Source organism: Nostoc paludosum FACHB-159 (assembly GCF_014698835.1).
GTDB lineage: Bacteria > Cyanobacteriota > Cyanobacteriia > Cyanobacteriales > Nostocaceae > Nostoc > Nostoc paludosum.
On sequence record NZ_JACJTU010000067.1, the window covers coordinates 1 to 14,346 of the forward strand.

Here is a 14,346-nt window from a genome sequence, read left to right on the forward strand (position 1 = left end):
GATCTGTAAATGCTGGGGTCATGCTTAATAACTGCTGAAATGCTTATCCTATATACATTTTCGCAGTTTTTGACCCCTTTTTTTTATATCTTTGTGAGAAATCCGGGTGCAAGCCTGCGCTCAGAACTTCGGGAGACACGGGGATTATGTCTTGATGCAAATTCTCAAATCATCCCGCAATTATGCAACGCCTGAAATTTTTGTTCTTACAGCAGATTGCAAATTTACTAAAGCTTGATGGAAAGATTTAAGATAGCAAGGGTGTGATGTTTCGATCGCCGTTAGTTACAAGGCTGCAAACGGCTGAAGCTCAAGTGAATGCAGCCCTGGCTTTCTATACTTACCAAATTCAAATGAGTATAGGATTAAGTTTGATTGGGTTTTTGTTGGTGCTGACGTTGTAATTCGGGAAAGTTTTTTAAATCGTCTATAGTTTGTGGTGCAGGAAATATTTCATTACTGTCTGATTGAAATCTATCTAAATAAATTTGAAAAGCTTGCTCGTCTTCGCTGTGTTCAAGGATATATTTACGCAGTTGGGTACGGCTCATTGACAGAAAATCTGGTTTACTCATAAATATCTCCATTTTCCATTTGGATAAATTAAGATTTCTGTTTCTTCTCCAGCTAGAATAACTATATTTTTTGTGCGTTCGTCTATCCGATTAGTTGCCCAATAACCAAGAATAAAACAAGTTCGCATTTGCTCTGGCGTTGGCATATTAAAATAAAATTATTTGTTTTATTAGGCAAGTTTGGTGTAAGAAAGATTTAATATAGCAAAGGCGCGATCGGGTTGGTTTGGTGCGATAGTAGCACTAAAACGTCAAACCAGATCCACTGATAATAATTGTCGTGAACTAACTACTAGAGTACAACTTCCTTGACTGCTCCTAATCATCTCTGGCTACCTGCACCGACAGATTTAACTTTGTTACCGGATGAAATAAATGTCTGGCGTATAAACCTTGACCAACCAGAACCACAGTTACAAAATTTGAAAAACACCCTTTCTAGTGACGAAATTGCTCGTGCTGAACGATTCCATTTTCCGCAACATCAGCAGCGTTTCATTGCTGGTCGTGGTATTCTGCGAAGTATATTAGGTCGTTACTTGAGTATTAAGGCATCAGAAGTTCAGTTTAATTATCAACAGCGCGGCAAACCAGTATTAGCAGAGACATTCGCAAAAAGTGGACTAGAGTTTAACTTGTCTCATTCCCAAGAATTAGGTTTGTGTGCGGTGAATTGTCAGCGCGAAATTGGCGTAGATTTAGAATATATTCGTCCGGTTTCAGATTTGGAAGCTCTTGCCAAAAGGTTCTTTTTAGCGAGAGAATATGAAATGTTGCGATCGCTCCCTTCAGACCAAAAGCAACAGGCATTTTTCCGTTACTGGACTTGCAAGGAAGCTTATTTAAAAGCAACTGGAGACGGACTATCTCAGTTAGAGCAAGTTGAAATTTTCCTCACTCCCACAGAACCAGCCAAGTTACGGATATCACAAGACTGGAGCCTTTTTGAATTAGCACCTGCTAACAATTATGTTGCTGCTGTTGCTGTAGCGAATTCTGGCTGGAAATTAAAATGTTGGCAATATTAATGGGCATGGGGCATTTGTCATTAATCTCCGCGTCCCCGCGTCCCCGCGTCTCCCCATCCCCCTCATCCCCCCTACTTATCTTCCTGCATACTTCTGACAATTTTCGTTACCAGTTTTCTAGGTACAAATCTGACGATTTTTGCTAGTAGTTTATTGATGAAACCAGGAATGACAATGGTTTTACCCTTCATTAAGCCACGATAACCGATTTCGGCTACTGTTTGGGCATCCATCATTCTTTTACCCTTAAGCATTTTAGAGTCTGCCATTCCGGTTCTTTGATGAAAGGCTGATTCTGTGGAACCTGGGCAAAGAACTGTGACAGTGACGCCTGTGCCTTCTAATTCATTGGCGATCGCTTCTGAAAAGGATAAGATATAAGCCTTAGTCGCAAAATAAACCGCCATCAAAGGGCCTGGTTGAAAAGCAGCAGCCGAAGAGACATTTAATATTTTTCCTTCGCCTTGCTTGACCATATCCTTGAGAAAAAGTTTAGTTAAATGGGTGAGACACACCAAATTTACCTGTAGCATTTCCAATTCAGCAGTTAGGCTGGTTTCGTGAAATAAACCATAAGTACCAAATCCAGCATTATTTACCAATACATCAACCTTAATATCGGCTTGTTGCAACTCAGTGAAAATTTCTGCTGGAGAGGTTGATATAGATAAATCTTTGACAATAGCTTTGGCAAAATTTCCAAATTTTGACTCGAATTTATCGGCAACTTCTCCTAGCTTTAGTTCGTTTTTATCTACTAAGACAAGATTATAATCATCAGCTGCGAAAAGATACGCTAATTCGTAGCCAATTCCACTTGCTGCCCCAGTAATAAGAGCAGTTTTCTTGCTCTGTTTTTGGTGTGTTGTGTTCATGTAAGAATATTGGTGAATTGAACTGAATTAAACTGCTTTTCATTGACAGTGGTTCTTGTTCTACAATTAAGTATGCGTAATATCTCAACTACTAAAAACGTCTTGAGCCAAAAAAATCTGTTATTTAATTTTTAATTACGAATGAAGCGTTGATATATCAGGAAAAATCAAGATGCATCCCTCTATGGAGATATATTTTGCTTACTTACAAAAGTGGCTAAATTCAAAATTTGATGATTTACAATAACCATTGTAGACTGTTTTTTTGTCAAGAGGAGAATTTTAAAATTTACATTTGTAAACACAAATAAATAGAGGAATTATCTTAACATTGATAGCCTTCAGATCCTCTGTGAGTCTTAGCAATACGTGTTTATTTAATCGTTTTTTTGTTTTGCAATTGTTTACAGTGAACCTTTTACTTAAAAATTTCATTGCCAAAGTAGATAAAGCAATTCATGAAAACTAAATATTTAGCGTAGTTGTTACATAATAAAATAGGTATAAAGTAACAAGTGAGTTTACTTGATATACGCAAGTATTAACTCATGTAAATCATTGAGATAACAGTTATATTCAGTCTAAGAATAGTTTTAATTTAGACCTATGTAAATTCATTTCTGCAAGCAATCATAATGATAGACCGTAGCTCTACTTTACCTGTTTTCGTTTTCATCGGAATACCATTAACTGTTCTATTAGCTTACTTTGGTTTGAATTATTCAGGGTTCTGTTTCGCCAAGATGCGTTATCTAAGTGATGAAGAGAATATTAAATTAGGTTTTGATGCTCTAAATAATGCAGAAAAACTACGTATCAACCTTGCAGGTAAAATGCAATATAGCGAATTTATTAAATATAAAAGTTTTGATGAATATATTAAAGAGAATCCTGATTGTTGTGCGATTAATCCTCCTGGTGGTTCCGATTTACCTCCGCCTGAATATTTAGAGCGTATATTTGGCTATCATTCTGGCAAGTTTGTGCAAATTAATTTTAAAGTACGCTACTTAGATGAAGCAGTTACAAAATATCAAAAAATTCGTGCAGATATTCCTTTGCAAAACTGTGGAAAAGTAGTAAGTTTTGATTAATATTTTTTAATAAAGAATAAATGATAGACCGTAACTCTCTTTTACCTGTTTTCGTTTTCATCGGAATACCATTAACCGTTTTATTCGCATACTTTGGGTTGAATTATTCAGGGTTCTGCTTTGCCAAGATGCGTTATCTAAGTGATGAAGACAAGATCCGATCAGTTTTCGATTTTCAAAATAATTATCAAAACGATCCAGAAACATTAGTTGTACAAGTTGGAGAATCAAAAATACAAAAGCATATTAAGTATGAAAGTTTTGATAAATATATCCAAGAAAATCCAGACTGCTGTGTGATTAATCCTGGTGGAACTTATGACATTGCAATACCCTCATTTTTAGATCGTATATTTGGATTTTCTTCTGGCGATATCGTAGTCATTAATTTTAAAGCTCGTTATTTAGACAAAAACGGCAAGCAAAGATTAAAAGAAATCCGTTTTGAAAATAGGTTACAAAACTGTGGAAAGCCCCAATAAAAATTTTATCTATTAAACAACTCAAAAATAGCGAATTATATGCAAGAAAATCTCTGTGTAACTCTGCGCTTACCTCCGCGTACCTTTGCGTTGAAAAAAGTTATGATTTGGCGTAGCTTCACAAATAAACGGTATTAATAGCTTGGTTTTATCAAAGCGAGTATAAATTTGCTTTGTATTAGAAAACTTAAAACTTTGGATTTTGAATATTTAATCCAAAATCCAAAATCTAAAATTACCTGTATTCCTAAGCGAGATTCAAGAAACCGCTTTGAATCAAATAGGCGGTATAAGTCATAAACAATTGAGAGTCAATTGTCGGGCAAGCAATAGAACTTCCTGCTAGTGCATGAAGCGTATCTTGGCAGCTAATATGTGGCCTTCTAGCTTGCAGGTATAAATCAGGAATAGTCAGCTGTTCGTCAGACCAACGTTCCAGTAAAAATGGTCGCAGAGTGTATAAAGGATTGTCTACAGAAGACACATTATTAATTAACTCTGATTGCCATTTGTCGTAGGGAATCATCTCAACTGAATAACCAAAAGAACGTATCCAGTCAACTAACACTTTCAAAGGCGCAGGTTGGGGATGTTGTAAATGGAAAGCCTTACCTATGGATTCTTTTTGGCGTGATAGATAGACAACGGCTTTACTCACATAGTCTACAGGAGACATATCCAACATATATTCTACATCGGGGAAACTTCCCATTTGTAAACAGCCCTTAGCCATCAAATTGATAAAGTCATGGGTGTTACAAATGCCTGTTTTACTATCTCCAGAAATCAGAGGTGGACGATAGATAGTTACAGGAAGTCCTCTGTCACGGGCGATTTTAACTAACTTTTCAGCTACCCATTTTGTTTGAGAGTAGCCAAGATAAATACCTTCCCAATGATTGAATTCATCCTGTTCTTTGACAACTTTACCAGCATAAACAGGCGATTCAAAAACAGCAACGCTGGAAACGTAATGTACGGGCTTGACTTTAACTTGACAAGCTAATCTTAATACTTCTTGAGTTCCAAGAACATTAGCAGCCTTCAATGCCGAGTAGGGATAAACATAATTCAGCAAAGCACCGCTATGATAAATACTATCAATTTTGGCGGCTAAGATTTGGAATTGTTCTAAGCCAAGACCTAATAATGGCAAAGATAAATCACCGACAACAGGAATAATTCGAGAATTATATTCTTCCTGCCAAATTGCATATTGTTGGAGATTATTTTGCAGTTTGGTCTTGCCAGCTTCAGGATTATCAGCACGGACTAAACAATAGATATCCGCGTTGGTTTCCTGTAGTAATTCCCGGATTATAAAGGCTCCTAAAAAGCCAGTTCCTCCGGTTAAAAAGATGTTCTTGGGTTCGGTTATAGGTAAATTAGCAGCAGCGCCAGGATTAATTGTAGGGTCAAGAACAGCCTCGGCACCTAAATCTAAAACTAAGGGCGCAGTATTGACGGTAGAAGATGCTGATTTTGTATCTTGAATCGCTGAATCTTCTTGTACTTCTTCAGCTAAACGCTGTGAAAGCGATGCAATATTTGGGTAATGCCATAGCAGCAGCGGAGATGGTTGGAATCCTAGCAGTTTTTCTAGTTTACCTACTAGAATCATTGCTTGGGCGGAATCCAAACCATAGTTTTCTAAATGTTCTTCGATGTCGATTTCAGCAGTTTCAACACCTAGCAACTCAGCTAAGTTAGATACCAAAAAATTCTGAATATCTGCTGCGGTAAAAGACTGTTTTAAAGTCATTTTTAAATCTCCACTAATGTAGAAGGAACTGGTTGATATTGACTGTAATAATTAGAGAGTTGCAGCCCTTGCATTTTCAAAGTTTGGATGCGATATAAAAAGGCTGCGCCAGTCATAATTTGGTCTGCAACATCAACTACTCGGCGATTATTTGGGTCAGACAGGTAAGAACCTTTTACCCAGTCATTGAAGCTACCCATTGCCGGCCCGCACCAAATTTGATAATCGACTTCTCGACCTTTTTCACCAGAATTCGACCAGCGAGAAGATAATCCTAAATACCAACGGAAAATCAACGCCATTTTCAGCTTAGGATTATTCACAGCTTTGCCCAATTTTTCAGGATTTCTTTGGGATAAATAAGCTGCTGTTCCTTCCCAAACTTCAGCAATAGTTTTGCGGAAAACTTGTTTTTCTAATTTCTCTCTTTCTGCGAGAGGAATGTCTTCAATTGAGTCATAAGCGCGATAGAGTTCAAATAATTTTTGCGCTCGCATGGGGAACATTGTACCCCGTTTGAGGACTTGCAATTTGACTCCCATCTCAAACATATCTGCGGCTGGTGCCATCATCATATCAGCCATTTCTGCTTGAGCGAGTAACTTTTTGGTATGTTCGCAAGCTCCAGATTCAATGCATGATTGATTTATAGAACCAGTTACTACATAAGCAGCACCCATCATGAAACCAGCTAATGCTGATTCTGGTGTCCCAATTCCACCTGCTACTCCGACTCGAATGGGTATTTGATAATGATATTGGGCTTGAATTTCATCGCGCAAAGCAACAATAGAAGGTAGCAAACAAACCAAGGGACGGTTATCTGTATGACCGCCAGAATCAGCTTCCACGGTAATATCATCAGCCATCGGAACTTTAGCGGCGAGAGTTGCTTGCAAGTCTGTAATTAATCCTTGTTCCAGAAGTTCTTTGAGAATTCTGGGTGGCGCCGGTTGCATAAATTTTGTAGCAACTTCTCGGCGGGAAATTTTGGCAATGACTTTATTTCTGATTTCAATTTGATTGGCGTCATTTAATCCCAAACCAGCTACGCGATAGTAAACAATGTTTGGAGTTAAATCAAGAAATGCGGATGCTTCTACTGTTTTTACCTGATATTTGAGATATAAATCTACAGCACGGCGTTCAATTGCGGGTTCGCTGGGACTGTGAATTAAATTAAATGCGTAAGGCCCTTGGGGTAAGGCTTGTTGAATTTTCTTAATGGCTGCTTCTAAACGGTCTGGACTTAAACCACCTGCGCCAAAGGAACTTAAGATTTGCGCTTTTCCTAGTGCAATTACCATTTCTTCTGAAGCAATTCCGCCAGCCATTGCACCGGTAGCGTAGGCATATTTGACGCCATGAAAGGAGAGGAAGTTGGGATCTCCTAATTGTTGAATTCTGACTGGTGTCGCAAATGTCAACAGTTCTACTTGTGCTGCTGTGCCATTTTCAATAGGAGATAAATACCCCTCGTTAGTGACACCGATTTTTCCGGCAACTTTCACGATGTAGCAAGGTTTATCTAATACCATCAATTTATTTTTGATGGTTTGTTGGTCGAAAGATATAGATTCTAATGAACCTTTCCAAATTTGGTTTTGAGTAGGAAACCAAGGGGAGAAGTTCAGGCCGTTATCGTGTTTACTTAGTACCGTATCTACGGTTGTCACAGCAGTTGTCCCTCGAATGATGAGCGTTAGAGTTTGGTTTTTGTAAATGTTTGAATTTGTCTCACGCAGAGACACAGAGGCGCAGAGAGTTTGAGAGATGAGATTTTTGAGTTGGATGCAATTAGTGTGGTGCTGTGCCTCACTAATTGCCTTCTGCCTTCTGCCTTCTGCCTTCTGCCTTGTTTAATTTGATTCTTCGTCGAGTAAGTTTTGGGCGCAAGCTAATTGCAGTTGGATGATTTCACTCATTTGCTTGCTAAATTCTTGTCTGGCTTGTAGGAAGGCTGTGTGTGCTTTAGTTATCTTGGAATTATTAGCGTTGAGTTTTTGATACTGAGACTTATTTAAATCTGACATTTGGATGATTCTACGAAGTTTCCGAGTGGTGGTTGGAGGGGAAAAAGTAGGTTGAGTGGTTGTTTGTTCAATTGCGGTTGACTCAGAAGATTTTACTTCTTCTTTAAATTCAAAACCGTTATTAATGATATTTTTTGCTGTGACTTTTTCAGGCTGGGAATGAGAGGCTGGGATGTTATTGAGATTACTTGTTTCTGAGAAGATTGCACCGCGAATTTCTAATGAGGAGTCGGGTAAAATTTGAGGTTGGATTTGGGGGCGATCGCCTTTACATTTCTCAACTAAATCTCCAAATATTTTGCGGTTATCTTCAGTCAAAATACTATCAGTAATTGATTGTCCGCCCAAGGTTACAGTTCTCAGAGTTGCCTTACTTTTATTGGTAGTTTGTGCAACACTATATAATGGCGATAAATCCACATCTGCCCGATGACTAACTAGTTTTGCCAGTGCTTTGACAAAAGCAGTATGGTCATCCATACCTCTACGATTTAGAGATACTGTAATGTGTTCTTTACCTTGGAGAATTTTATCAATCCAGCGAGAACAGACATTACCAGCACCAGCTTCAATGAATATTTTGGCACCATCATCATAGAGGCGATTAACTAACCTGGGAAAGTCTAATTGTTGAGAAAGACCTGTAGCAATACTACGAGCAATTTCGCCACTCTCAAGTTTTATTGGTTGGTATTCAGCAGCAGAATAAAATACAACGCCAGGAATATTTTGTGATGGTAATGTGTTTAATTTCACCAATTCACCATATTCAGAACGCATTGTTTCGCTATGAATCACATGGTCGAAGGGAGCCGGGAAAGCATTGCAGCCCAAGGCTTTTATGACTCGCTGACAGGCTTCTGGTTCGCCAGCAATTAATACTTCTTCCGGTGTATTAATCTGAGTTAAGTAAACGCGCTGTTCATTTTTTAGACATTCCCTCACTTGCTCTGGGCTAGCCATTAAAACATAGTTACCCCAAAGATTATTGTCGGAAGCGGAGGAAATTTTTGGTAGTCCCCAATACTCACGCACAGCATTTTTCGGCCCGGATAACCTATCGCCAAATAAAGCCGATGAGTTGAAGCTACTACTACCTTCATAAAAATTGCTCCAAACTCCTTGGGCAACCATCATGCTTGTTTCACCCAAGCTATACCCAAAAACATATTTAGGTTTAACTTGAAAATCATCACGAATAATCGTGGTGAGTAATCGGGTACAAAACATTTCGGCTTCAAACATTGCTAGAGAATCATCTAGCAATTTCTTTTCTAGTGTTTCTAGTTCCCTAGTAGTGAATTTTTTCAAACTTCTGGGAAAAACTAGCGGTTCAACATCAGCAGCACGTTTGTAAATACTTTTAACCATTAAGTCGTTGTAGACTCTTGGGAATAAGCGAAATAGCGTGCGACCTATGCCAAGATAAGAATTTACTGCTGCCGGATAAATGTAAGCAATTTCACCTTTTTTACCCAGTGGTTTAGATGTGAAATAACTACCTACAGGTGTTTGCCAATCTGTTCCGCGTTCAAAAGCATTATTTACACCTTTACGCGCAGATTCAATTTCTTTGAGTAATTCTTTTTGGTTACGTCCTGTAATTGATAGGACATATTTTGCAGCCGATTGGTTTTGAAAGTTTTCAAAATATTGGCTAGCAGTTACTTTGAGAGAAGCAGAATTTTCGATGGTTTTTTGGAAATTATCTAAAGCCGCAAATAAACTTGAACTGTCATCAGCCGGGATGGGGAAAAGACAAAAAGGTTTTTCCTCTAAATATCGGCTGCTGCGTTCTTCTTGGCTACCTTCTTCCGATAAGATGACATGAGCAAAACTGCCATCAAACCCAATACTGTTAAGTGCGGAGACTCTCGATTTAGCGTTTTTCCCTAAAAACCAAGGTCTTGATTCTGTAGCCACGTAGAAAGGGCTGCCTTCCCATACTTGCGGCGTTTTCACGCCAGACCAATTGGGAGTACCGGGTATGTATCTGTGATACAGACAAAGAGCATTTTTAATCAGGCTGGCAATTCCCGAAGCCACGTAGGTGTGACCGATATTGGCTTTGACGCTGCCAATTGCACAGTGCAACCCATCTCCGACTGGCGGATAAGCTTGCAGCAAACCTGTGATTTCTGCTGCATCTTCCTGGGGAATACCACTACCGCAAACTTCCAGGTAGTTTACCTCTGTGGGTTCGATACCTGCAATTTGGAAAGCTTGTTTGCAGACTTGGCTGATGGTTTCGCCGTCTACAATGGTGGAACGGGCTTGTCCGATGCTAACGGCATCAATAACTGCATAGATGCGTTCCGCATTTTCTAGGGCGGTGTCATGACGTTTGAGAACAACTGCACCCGCACCTTCGCCAACTGTCCAGCCGTCTGCGTTTTGGTCGTAACTTAAGGTATTGATACCCGTATTCACCTTAGCCATTTGGCTTCGCAGTAAGACGTTTTCTACACCGCCAGCCAAGTCAACGGCACCAACAACTACGGCTTCGACTTCTCCAGCAGCCAGTAGCATTTGTGCTACTTCTAAAGCTTTGAGGGCAGAATTTTCGCCAGCCGTCATCGTAAATGCTGGCCCGGTGAAGTTCCACAAAGCGGAAATGCGACTCGCCATGATGTTGGCGATGTGGCTGACATATTCGCCAATTTCTACTGGATGATGAAGGCTATCTTTGACGATAGTTTCAAGTTGAGTTAGCTGTTCGTTAGGCAAAGAGATTTCTTGAGCGAGTAAACCTTCTTTAATTTGCCAAGGCAAATTCCATCTTTGCTGTAGCTGATGTACGGATAATTCTGTTTCGGCGGCAATGATAACTGCAACGTTGCTGCCTTCTGGGATTTTCGCATCTTTGAGGGCGCGATCGCTCACTTTCAGAAGTAGCAATTGCTGTGGATTTAATTTGTCTACTTCATTGGGTGGAATTTTGCACGAAAAAGTATCGATTTCAAAATCTTGAATGTATGCCCCTACTGGTGCTTTACCTTCTGGCAAACCGTATTCTTTGAGTAAATTCTCTTGGTTTTCTATGCCATGCCATCTTTGTGGCGGTAACGAAACAAAATGCTGAGTGCCATCGTAAATCGAACGTTCAAAAGCATCTAAGCCGTTACAGTTGCCGAAAAAGGCATCCATACCGACAATGGCAAGTTTTACAGGTGAAACAGGTTCGCTTGAATTGTCTAATTCTGTTGTAGTTCCTTGTTCTAAAATCAGGTGAGAATTAGTACCGCCAAAACCAAAAGCACTGATAGCAGCCCGTTTTATTGCAGCGTTATTATTAGGCCATGCAGTGGCAGTTTTAACAATTTTGTCGGCGGAAATTGTACTATTTTCACTCGCTATCGGTTCGGTAACATTCAGTGTCGGTGGAATGACCCCGTGAGACATACTCAAGATTACTTTAGTCAAGCCAACCATACCAGCCGCAGTTAATAAATGGCCGGTATTTGCTTTAGCAGAACCTATCAATGGTGCGGCTTGATGTTCACCAAAGAATGTTTCGATAGAATTGAATTCTGTTGTATCTCCTAATAATGTGCCGGTAGCATGGCATTCTAAATAATCTACGCTTTGAGGACTAATTTTTGCCTCGTTATAAGCCCTCTCAAAAGCGAGAATTTGTCCTTTAGGATTGGGGCTGAGTAAATGCTTTCCTTTACCATCATTTGATAGTCCATTACCACAGATGGTAGCGAGAATTTTATCGCCGTCTCTGACAGCATCAGAATATCTCTTGAGCATTACAATACCAACACCATCGGCGGGAATTAGCCCTCTGGATGATTTATCTAAGGGACGGCTAATACCATTTTCTGGGTATCCTTGAACGCCAGAAAATAACATCCGCACAAACAAGGAATCTGCACTACTGATGGCTCCGGCTAACATTACGTCGGCTTTGTGCGATCGCAAATAATGAGACGCCAGTTTAATGGCATAAAATGATGAGGAGCAAGCAGCATCGAGACATAAGTTAATGCGAGATAAAGATAAGGCTTGAGCGATTATTGCTGCTGGTAAGCCGGAAATCATCGCATTATATAATGATGCTTGATTGGCGGTTGGGAGAGTAGGTAAATCTAAATCTGGAACTTGTAAAAGCTCTTTGAGAGCAGGGGCGATGGTTTTTTGGTAGATGGGAGAAAATAGTTGGTTGGAAAGTTTTGTAGGGAATGAAAGGTTTCCTAAAATTACACCGCATTTGGAGAGAACGGTTTGATTGTCCCAATAACCGCTTTGGAGAATTGCTTGTTTAGCGGCGTACAATGACCATTTGAAGGTCTTATCTAAATTGGCAAGTAATTCTGGTGGTAAATTGTAGCCGGATGGGTCAAATTCAAAGTTGCGGATGTATCCACCTTTGAGGGAATAAGTTTTATCTGGTGTACCTTTGAGTGGATGATGAAAGATTTCTGGATCTACTCCAAATTCTTGGATGGTTGCTGATGAGGTGGAGTCTTTTTCAGTGATGATATTTTGCCAGAATTCTTCGGGGTTTTTGGCGTCGGGGAATAGACATGACAATGCGATAATGGCGATTTTTTCCATTATTTTTATCCTCAAGGTTTGGGTATTAGGCTGAGCAGACGGGAGGATTTACGCTGTTCCCCAAACTTGAAAGGCTCACGCAAAGGCGCAAAGGCGCAAAGAAGGAAAGAAGGAAAGAAGAGGAGAGTTAGCTTCTGAGTAGTTTCATTGACCAAATGATTGCTCTGGCTCCCAGGAGGCGTGAGTAGATTTGGCCTTGTTGGTTGTGGATGATGATGTCGGCGGTTGCGCTACTGGGGGTTTTGGATTTAACTTCGCAGGAAACGTAGAAGGGTTCGTTGTGTGGTGTGGCTGCAAATTGTTCGTATTTTGCGACTTGTCCGGGTAGGCAACCTTCTTGATGAAAGTGCTGTGTCCAAACCCAAAGTGCGTGCATACTTAGGTCAGTTGTATATGGGTTGACCCATTGGACTGGAAATTGTCCTTGTTCTTTCTGTGAGATTCCTTGCCACAAGCATTGTGTAGTAATTTTTTCTGTGGTGATATTTAAAACTTTTTGGATTTCTTGAAAAGCTTTGCCATGAAATAATGTAGCTTCTCCATTTTGATAAAAAGATTTACCAGTGAGAGTAATGATATTATCCTCTTCTAGATTCACTGCATCGTAAATTGGGGTAGTGGGTATTTCTAGTAATAGTTGGATTTGGGCGCTGAAATGATAAAATGTTTTGCCAGCCGGATTTTTACTCGATATTTTGGTGTTGAATGTAATCTGTTGTCCATTAGTTTTAGAAACTTCTTCAACGTCTACAATATATTCACTTGCTAGGCTTTCATTAAAAGTAATTCCTTTCAAAATTTTGAAATCTTGAGCAGCAAAAAATCTATATCCTGGATAAAGTTGTTCGCAATAATCAATCATCCATGATAGAGCGCATGTAGCAGGTAATACTGGAGAGCCAGCTATTACATGATCCAATAAAAATGGGTTTTCTTCTACTGTCATGCGGCGGCGCAAACGATAGCTGCGGAGTTCGGAATCTAACTCTCTAGCTAAGGGTACTAGGGGGCTACCAATGACAACTTGTGTATTGTCTTGATAGGTGGGATGCAATTCGTTGACTAACATTTGTGTCCCAGCTTCTACAGGAATTACTTCAACTCCTCGTTCAGCAAAAGCTTTTTTGAGTTCTGGCGATACCATCCCACTGTCCCAAGCTCCCCAGTTAATTGCTACTACGTGGCATGAGGGATATTGTTGTTTGAAAATATGGGCCGATTTATTGAGAATTTCATTGGCGATCGCATAATCGGATTGACCAATGTTTCCATAGAATCCTGTTACTGAAGAAAACAAAACTAAATGCTGAAGTTGATGAGGATTGATACAATCCAGTAGGTTTTCTAATCCTTTAACTTTGGCGGTATAAACTTTTTCAAAATCCTCTTCTGTTTTCTTTTCAATTAATTTATCGGCTAAATTTCCAGCGCCATGTATAATGCCTGTAATTGACCCCATACGTTGTACAGCATTAGCTAGCTTTGCTTGTAAAGCCTGTGTATCTGTAACATCAACGCTAATATATTCGGCTTTAGCTCCTGCTTTTTCAATCGCTGCGAGGGTCTTTTTAATTTCGCGGCTGGAGGCAATTTTGTTATATATTTTTTGCACATTCATGGGTGTGGGTTTCTCTCCTTGGGCAAGAAGAGTTTCCATGATGCGTTTTTTCAATGCTGATTCTTCGCAACCTTGAGCAAAATCTGGCTCGGTTTCTAATAGTTCGGAGCGACCGAGAAGAATGAATTTGCAAGGTTGCTGCTTGGCTAGTTTGATAGTACACTCAGCCGTAATCCCTTTTGCACCGCCGCTAACGACAAAAACAGATGATGGACTAAGCTGGGCTGTTTGGGTCATAAATCCTCGTAAAAAAATGTATAAATTTGTTTTTTTTGTGATAGGAACCACAAAGAACGCAAAGGACGCAAAGTAAGAG

10 protein-coding genes are annotated in these 14,346 nt (G+C 39.7%); 3 read left to right on the forward strand and 7 right to left on the reverse strand.

Annotation, left to right across the window (positions count from 1 at the left end; all coding sequences use genetic code 11):
* Window positions 1-365: 365 nt before the first annotated feature.
* A complete protein-coding gene (locus H6H03_RS34750) occupies window positions 366-575 on the reverse strand; it encodes a DUF6887 family protein (RefSeq protein WP_190959565.1) in 210 nt (69 codons plus the stop codon).
* On the reverse strand, window positions 572-721 hold the full coding sequence (locus H6H03_RS42160; RefSeq protein WP_390842916.1) for a DUF6888 family protein: 150 nt from the start codon (window positions 719-721) through the stop codon (window positions 572-574). The genes H6H03_RS34750 and H6H03_RS42160 overlap by 4 nt, the downstream gene beginning before the upstream one ends.
* A gap of 162 nt (window positions 722-883) precedes the next feature.
* Between H6H03_RS42160 and hetI the strand changes: the two genes are divergently transcribed.
* Entirely contained in the window at window positions 884-1,603 is a 720-nt protein-coding gene (gene hetI / locus H6H03_RS34755; RefSeq protein ID WP_190959566.1) for a 4'-phosphopantetheinyl transferase HetI, read from the forward strand.
* Window positions 1,604-1,674: 71 nt separating this feature from the next.
* On the opposite strand, the gene H6H03_RS34760 is transcribed toward hetI, so the two are convergent.
* A complete protein-coding gene (locus H6H03_RS34760) occupies window positions 1,675-2,478 on the reverse strand; it encodes an SDR family NAD(P)-dependent oxidoreductase (protein ID WP_190959567.1) in 804 nt (267 codons plus the stop codon).
* A gap of 635 nt (window positions 2,479-3,113) precedes the next feature.
* On the opposite strand from H6H03_RS34760, the gene H6H03_RS34765 reads away from it, so the two are divergent.
* Window positions 3,114-3,572 (forward strand): hypothetical protein, encoded by a 459-nt coding sequence (locus H6H03_RS34765; RefSeq protein ID WP_190959568.1) that lies wholly within the window; start codon window positions 3,114-3,116, stop codon window positions 3,570-3,572.
* 20 nt (window positions 3,573-3,592) lie between these two features.
* Window positions 3,593-4,054 carry a hypothetical protein gene (locus H6H03_RS34770; RefSeq protein ID WP_190959569.1) on the forward strand — a complete coding sequence of 154 codons (462 nt, stop codon included), beginning with the start codon at window positions 3,593-3,595 and terminating at the stop codon, window positions 4,052-4,054.
* A 247-nt stretch (window positions 4,055-4,301) separates the two neighbouring features.
* On the opposite strand, the gene H6H03_RS34775 is transcribed toward H6H03_RS34770, so the two are convergent.
* The 4 genes from H6H03_RS34775 to H6H03_RS34790 form a co-directional block, all read right to left on the reverse strand.
* A complete protein-coding gene (locus H6H03_RS34775) occupies window positions 4,302-5,816 on the reverse strand; it encodes a thioester reductase domain-containing protein (RefSeq protein WP_190959570.1) in 1,515 nt (504 codons plus the stop codon).
* A 2-nt stretch (window positions 5,817-5,818) separates the two neighbouring features.
* Window positions 5,819-7,492 (reverse strand): PfaD family polyunsaturated fatty acid/polyketide biosynthesis protein, encoded by a 1,674-nt coding sequence (locus tag H6H03_RS34780; protein ID WP_190959571.1) that lies wholly within the window; start codon window positions 7,490-7,492, stop codon window positions 5,819-5,821.
* Window positions 7,493-7,675: 183 nt separating this feature from the next.
* Window positions 7,676-12,412, reverse strand: a complete 4,737-nt coding sequence (locus H6H03_RS34785; RefSeq protein ID WP_190959572.1) for a PfaB family protein — start codon at window positions 12,410-12,412, stop codon at window positions 7,676-7,678.
* Window positions 12,413-12,539: 127 nt separating this feature from the next.
* On the reverse strand, window positions 12,540-14,267 hold the full coding sequence (locus tag H6H03_RS34790) for an SDR family NAD(P)-dependent oxidoreductase (protein ID WP_190959573.1): 1,728 nt from the start codon (window positions 14,265-14,267) through the stop codon (window positions 12,540-12,542).
* Window positions 14,268-14,346: the final 79 nt, after the last annotated feature.

Bases quoted from the DNA above. Each gene is read 5' to 3' on its own strand.
- H6H03_RS34790 (WP_190959573.1), bottom strand. From the start codon at position 14,267: ATGACCCAAACAGCCCAGCTTAGTCCATCATCTGTTTTTGTCGTTAGC.
- H6H03_RS34765 (WP_190959568.1), top strand. From the start codon at position 3,114: ATGATAGACCGTAGCTCTACTTTACCTGTTTTCGTTTTCATCGGAATA.
- H6H03_RS34750 (WP_190959565.1), bottom strand. From the start codon at position 575: ATGAGTAAACCAGATTTTCTGTCAATGAGCCGTACCCAACTGCGTAAA.
- H6H03_RS42160 (WP_390842916.1), bottom strand. From the start codon at position 721: ATGCCAACGCCAGAGCAAATGCGAACTTGTTTTATTCTTGGTTATTGG.
- H6H03_RS34785 (WP_190959572.1), bottom strand. From the start codon at position 12,412: ATGGAAAAAATCGCCATTATCGCATTGTCATGTCTATTCCCCGACGCC.
- H6H03_RS34760 (WP_190959567.1), bottom strand. From the start codon at position 2,478: ATGAACACAACACACCAAAAACAGAGCAAGAAAACTGCTCTTATTACT.
- H6H03_RS34770 (WP_190959569.1), top strand. From the start codon at position 3,593: ATGATAGACCGTAACTCTCTTTTACCTGTTTTCGTTTTCATCGGAATA.
- H6H03_RS34775 (WP_190959570.1), bottom strand. From the start codon at position 5,816: ATGACTTTAAAACAGTCTTTTACCGCAGCAGATATTCAGAATTTTTTG.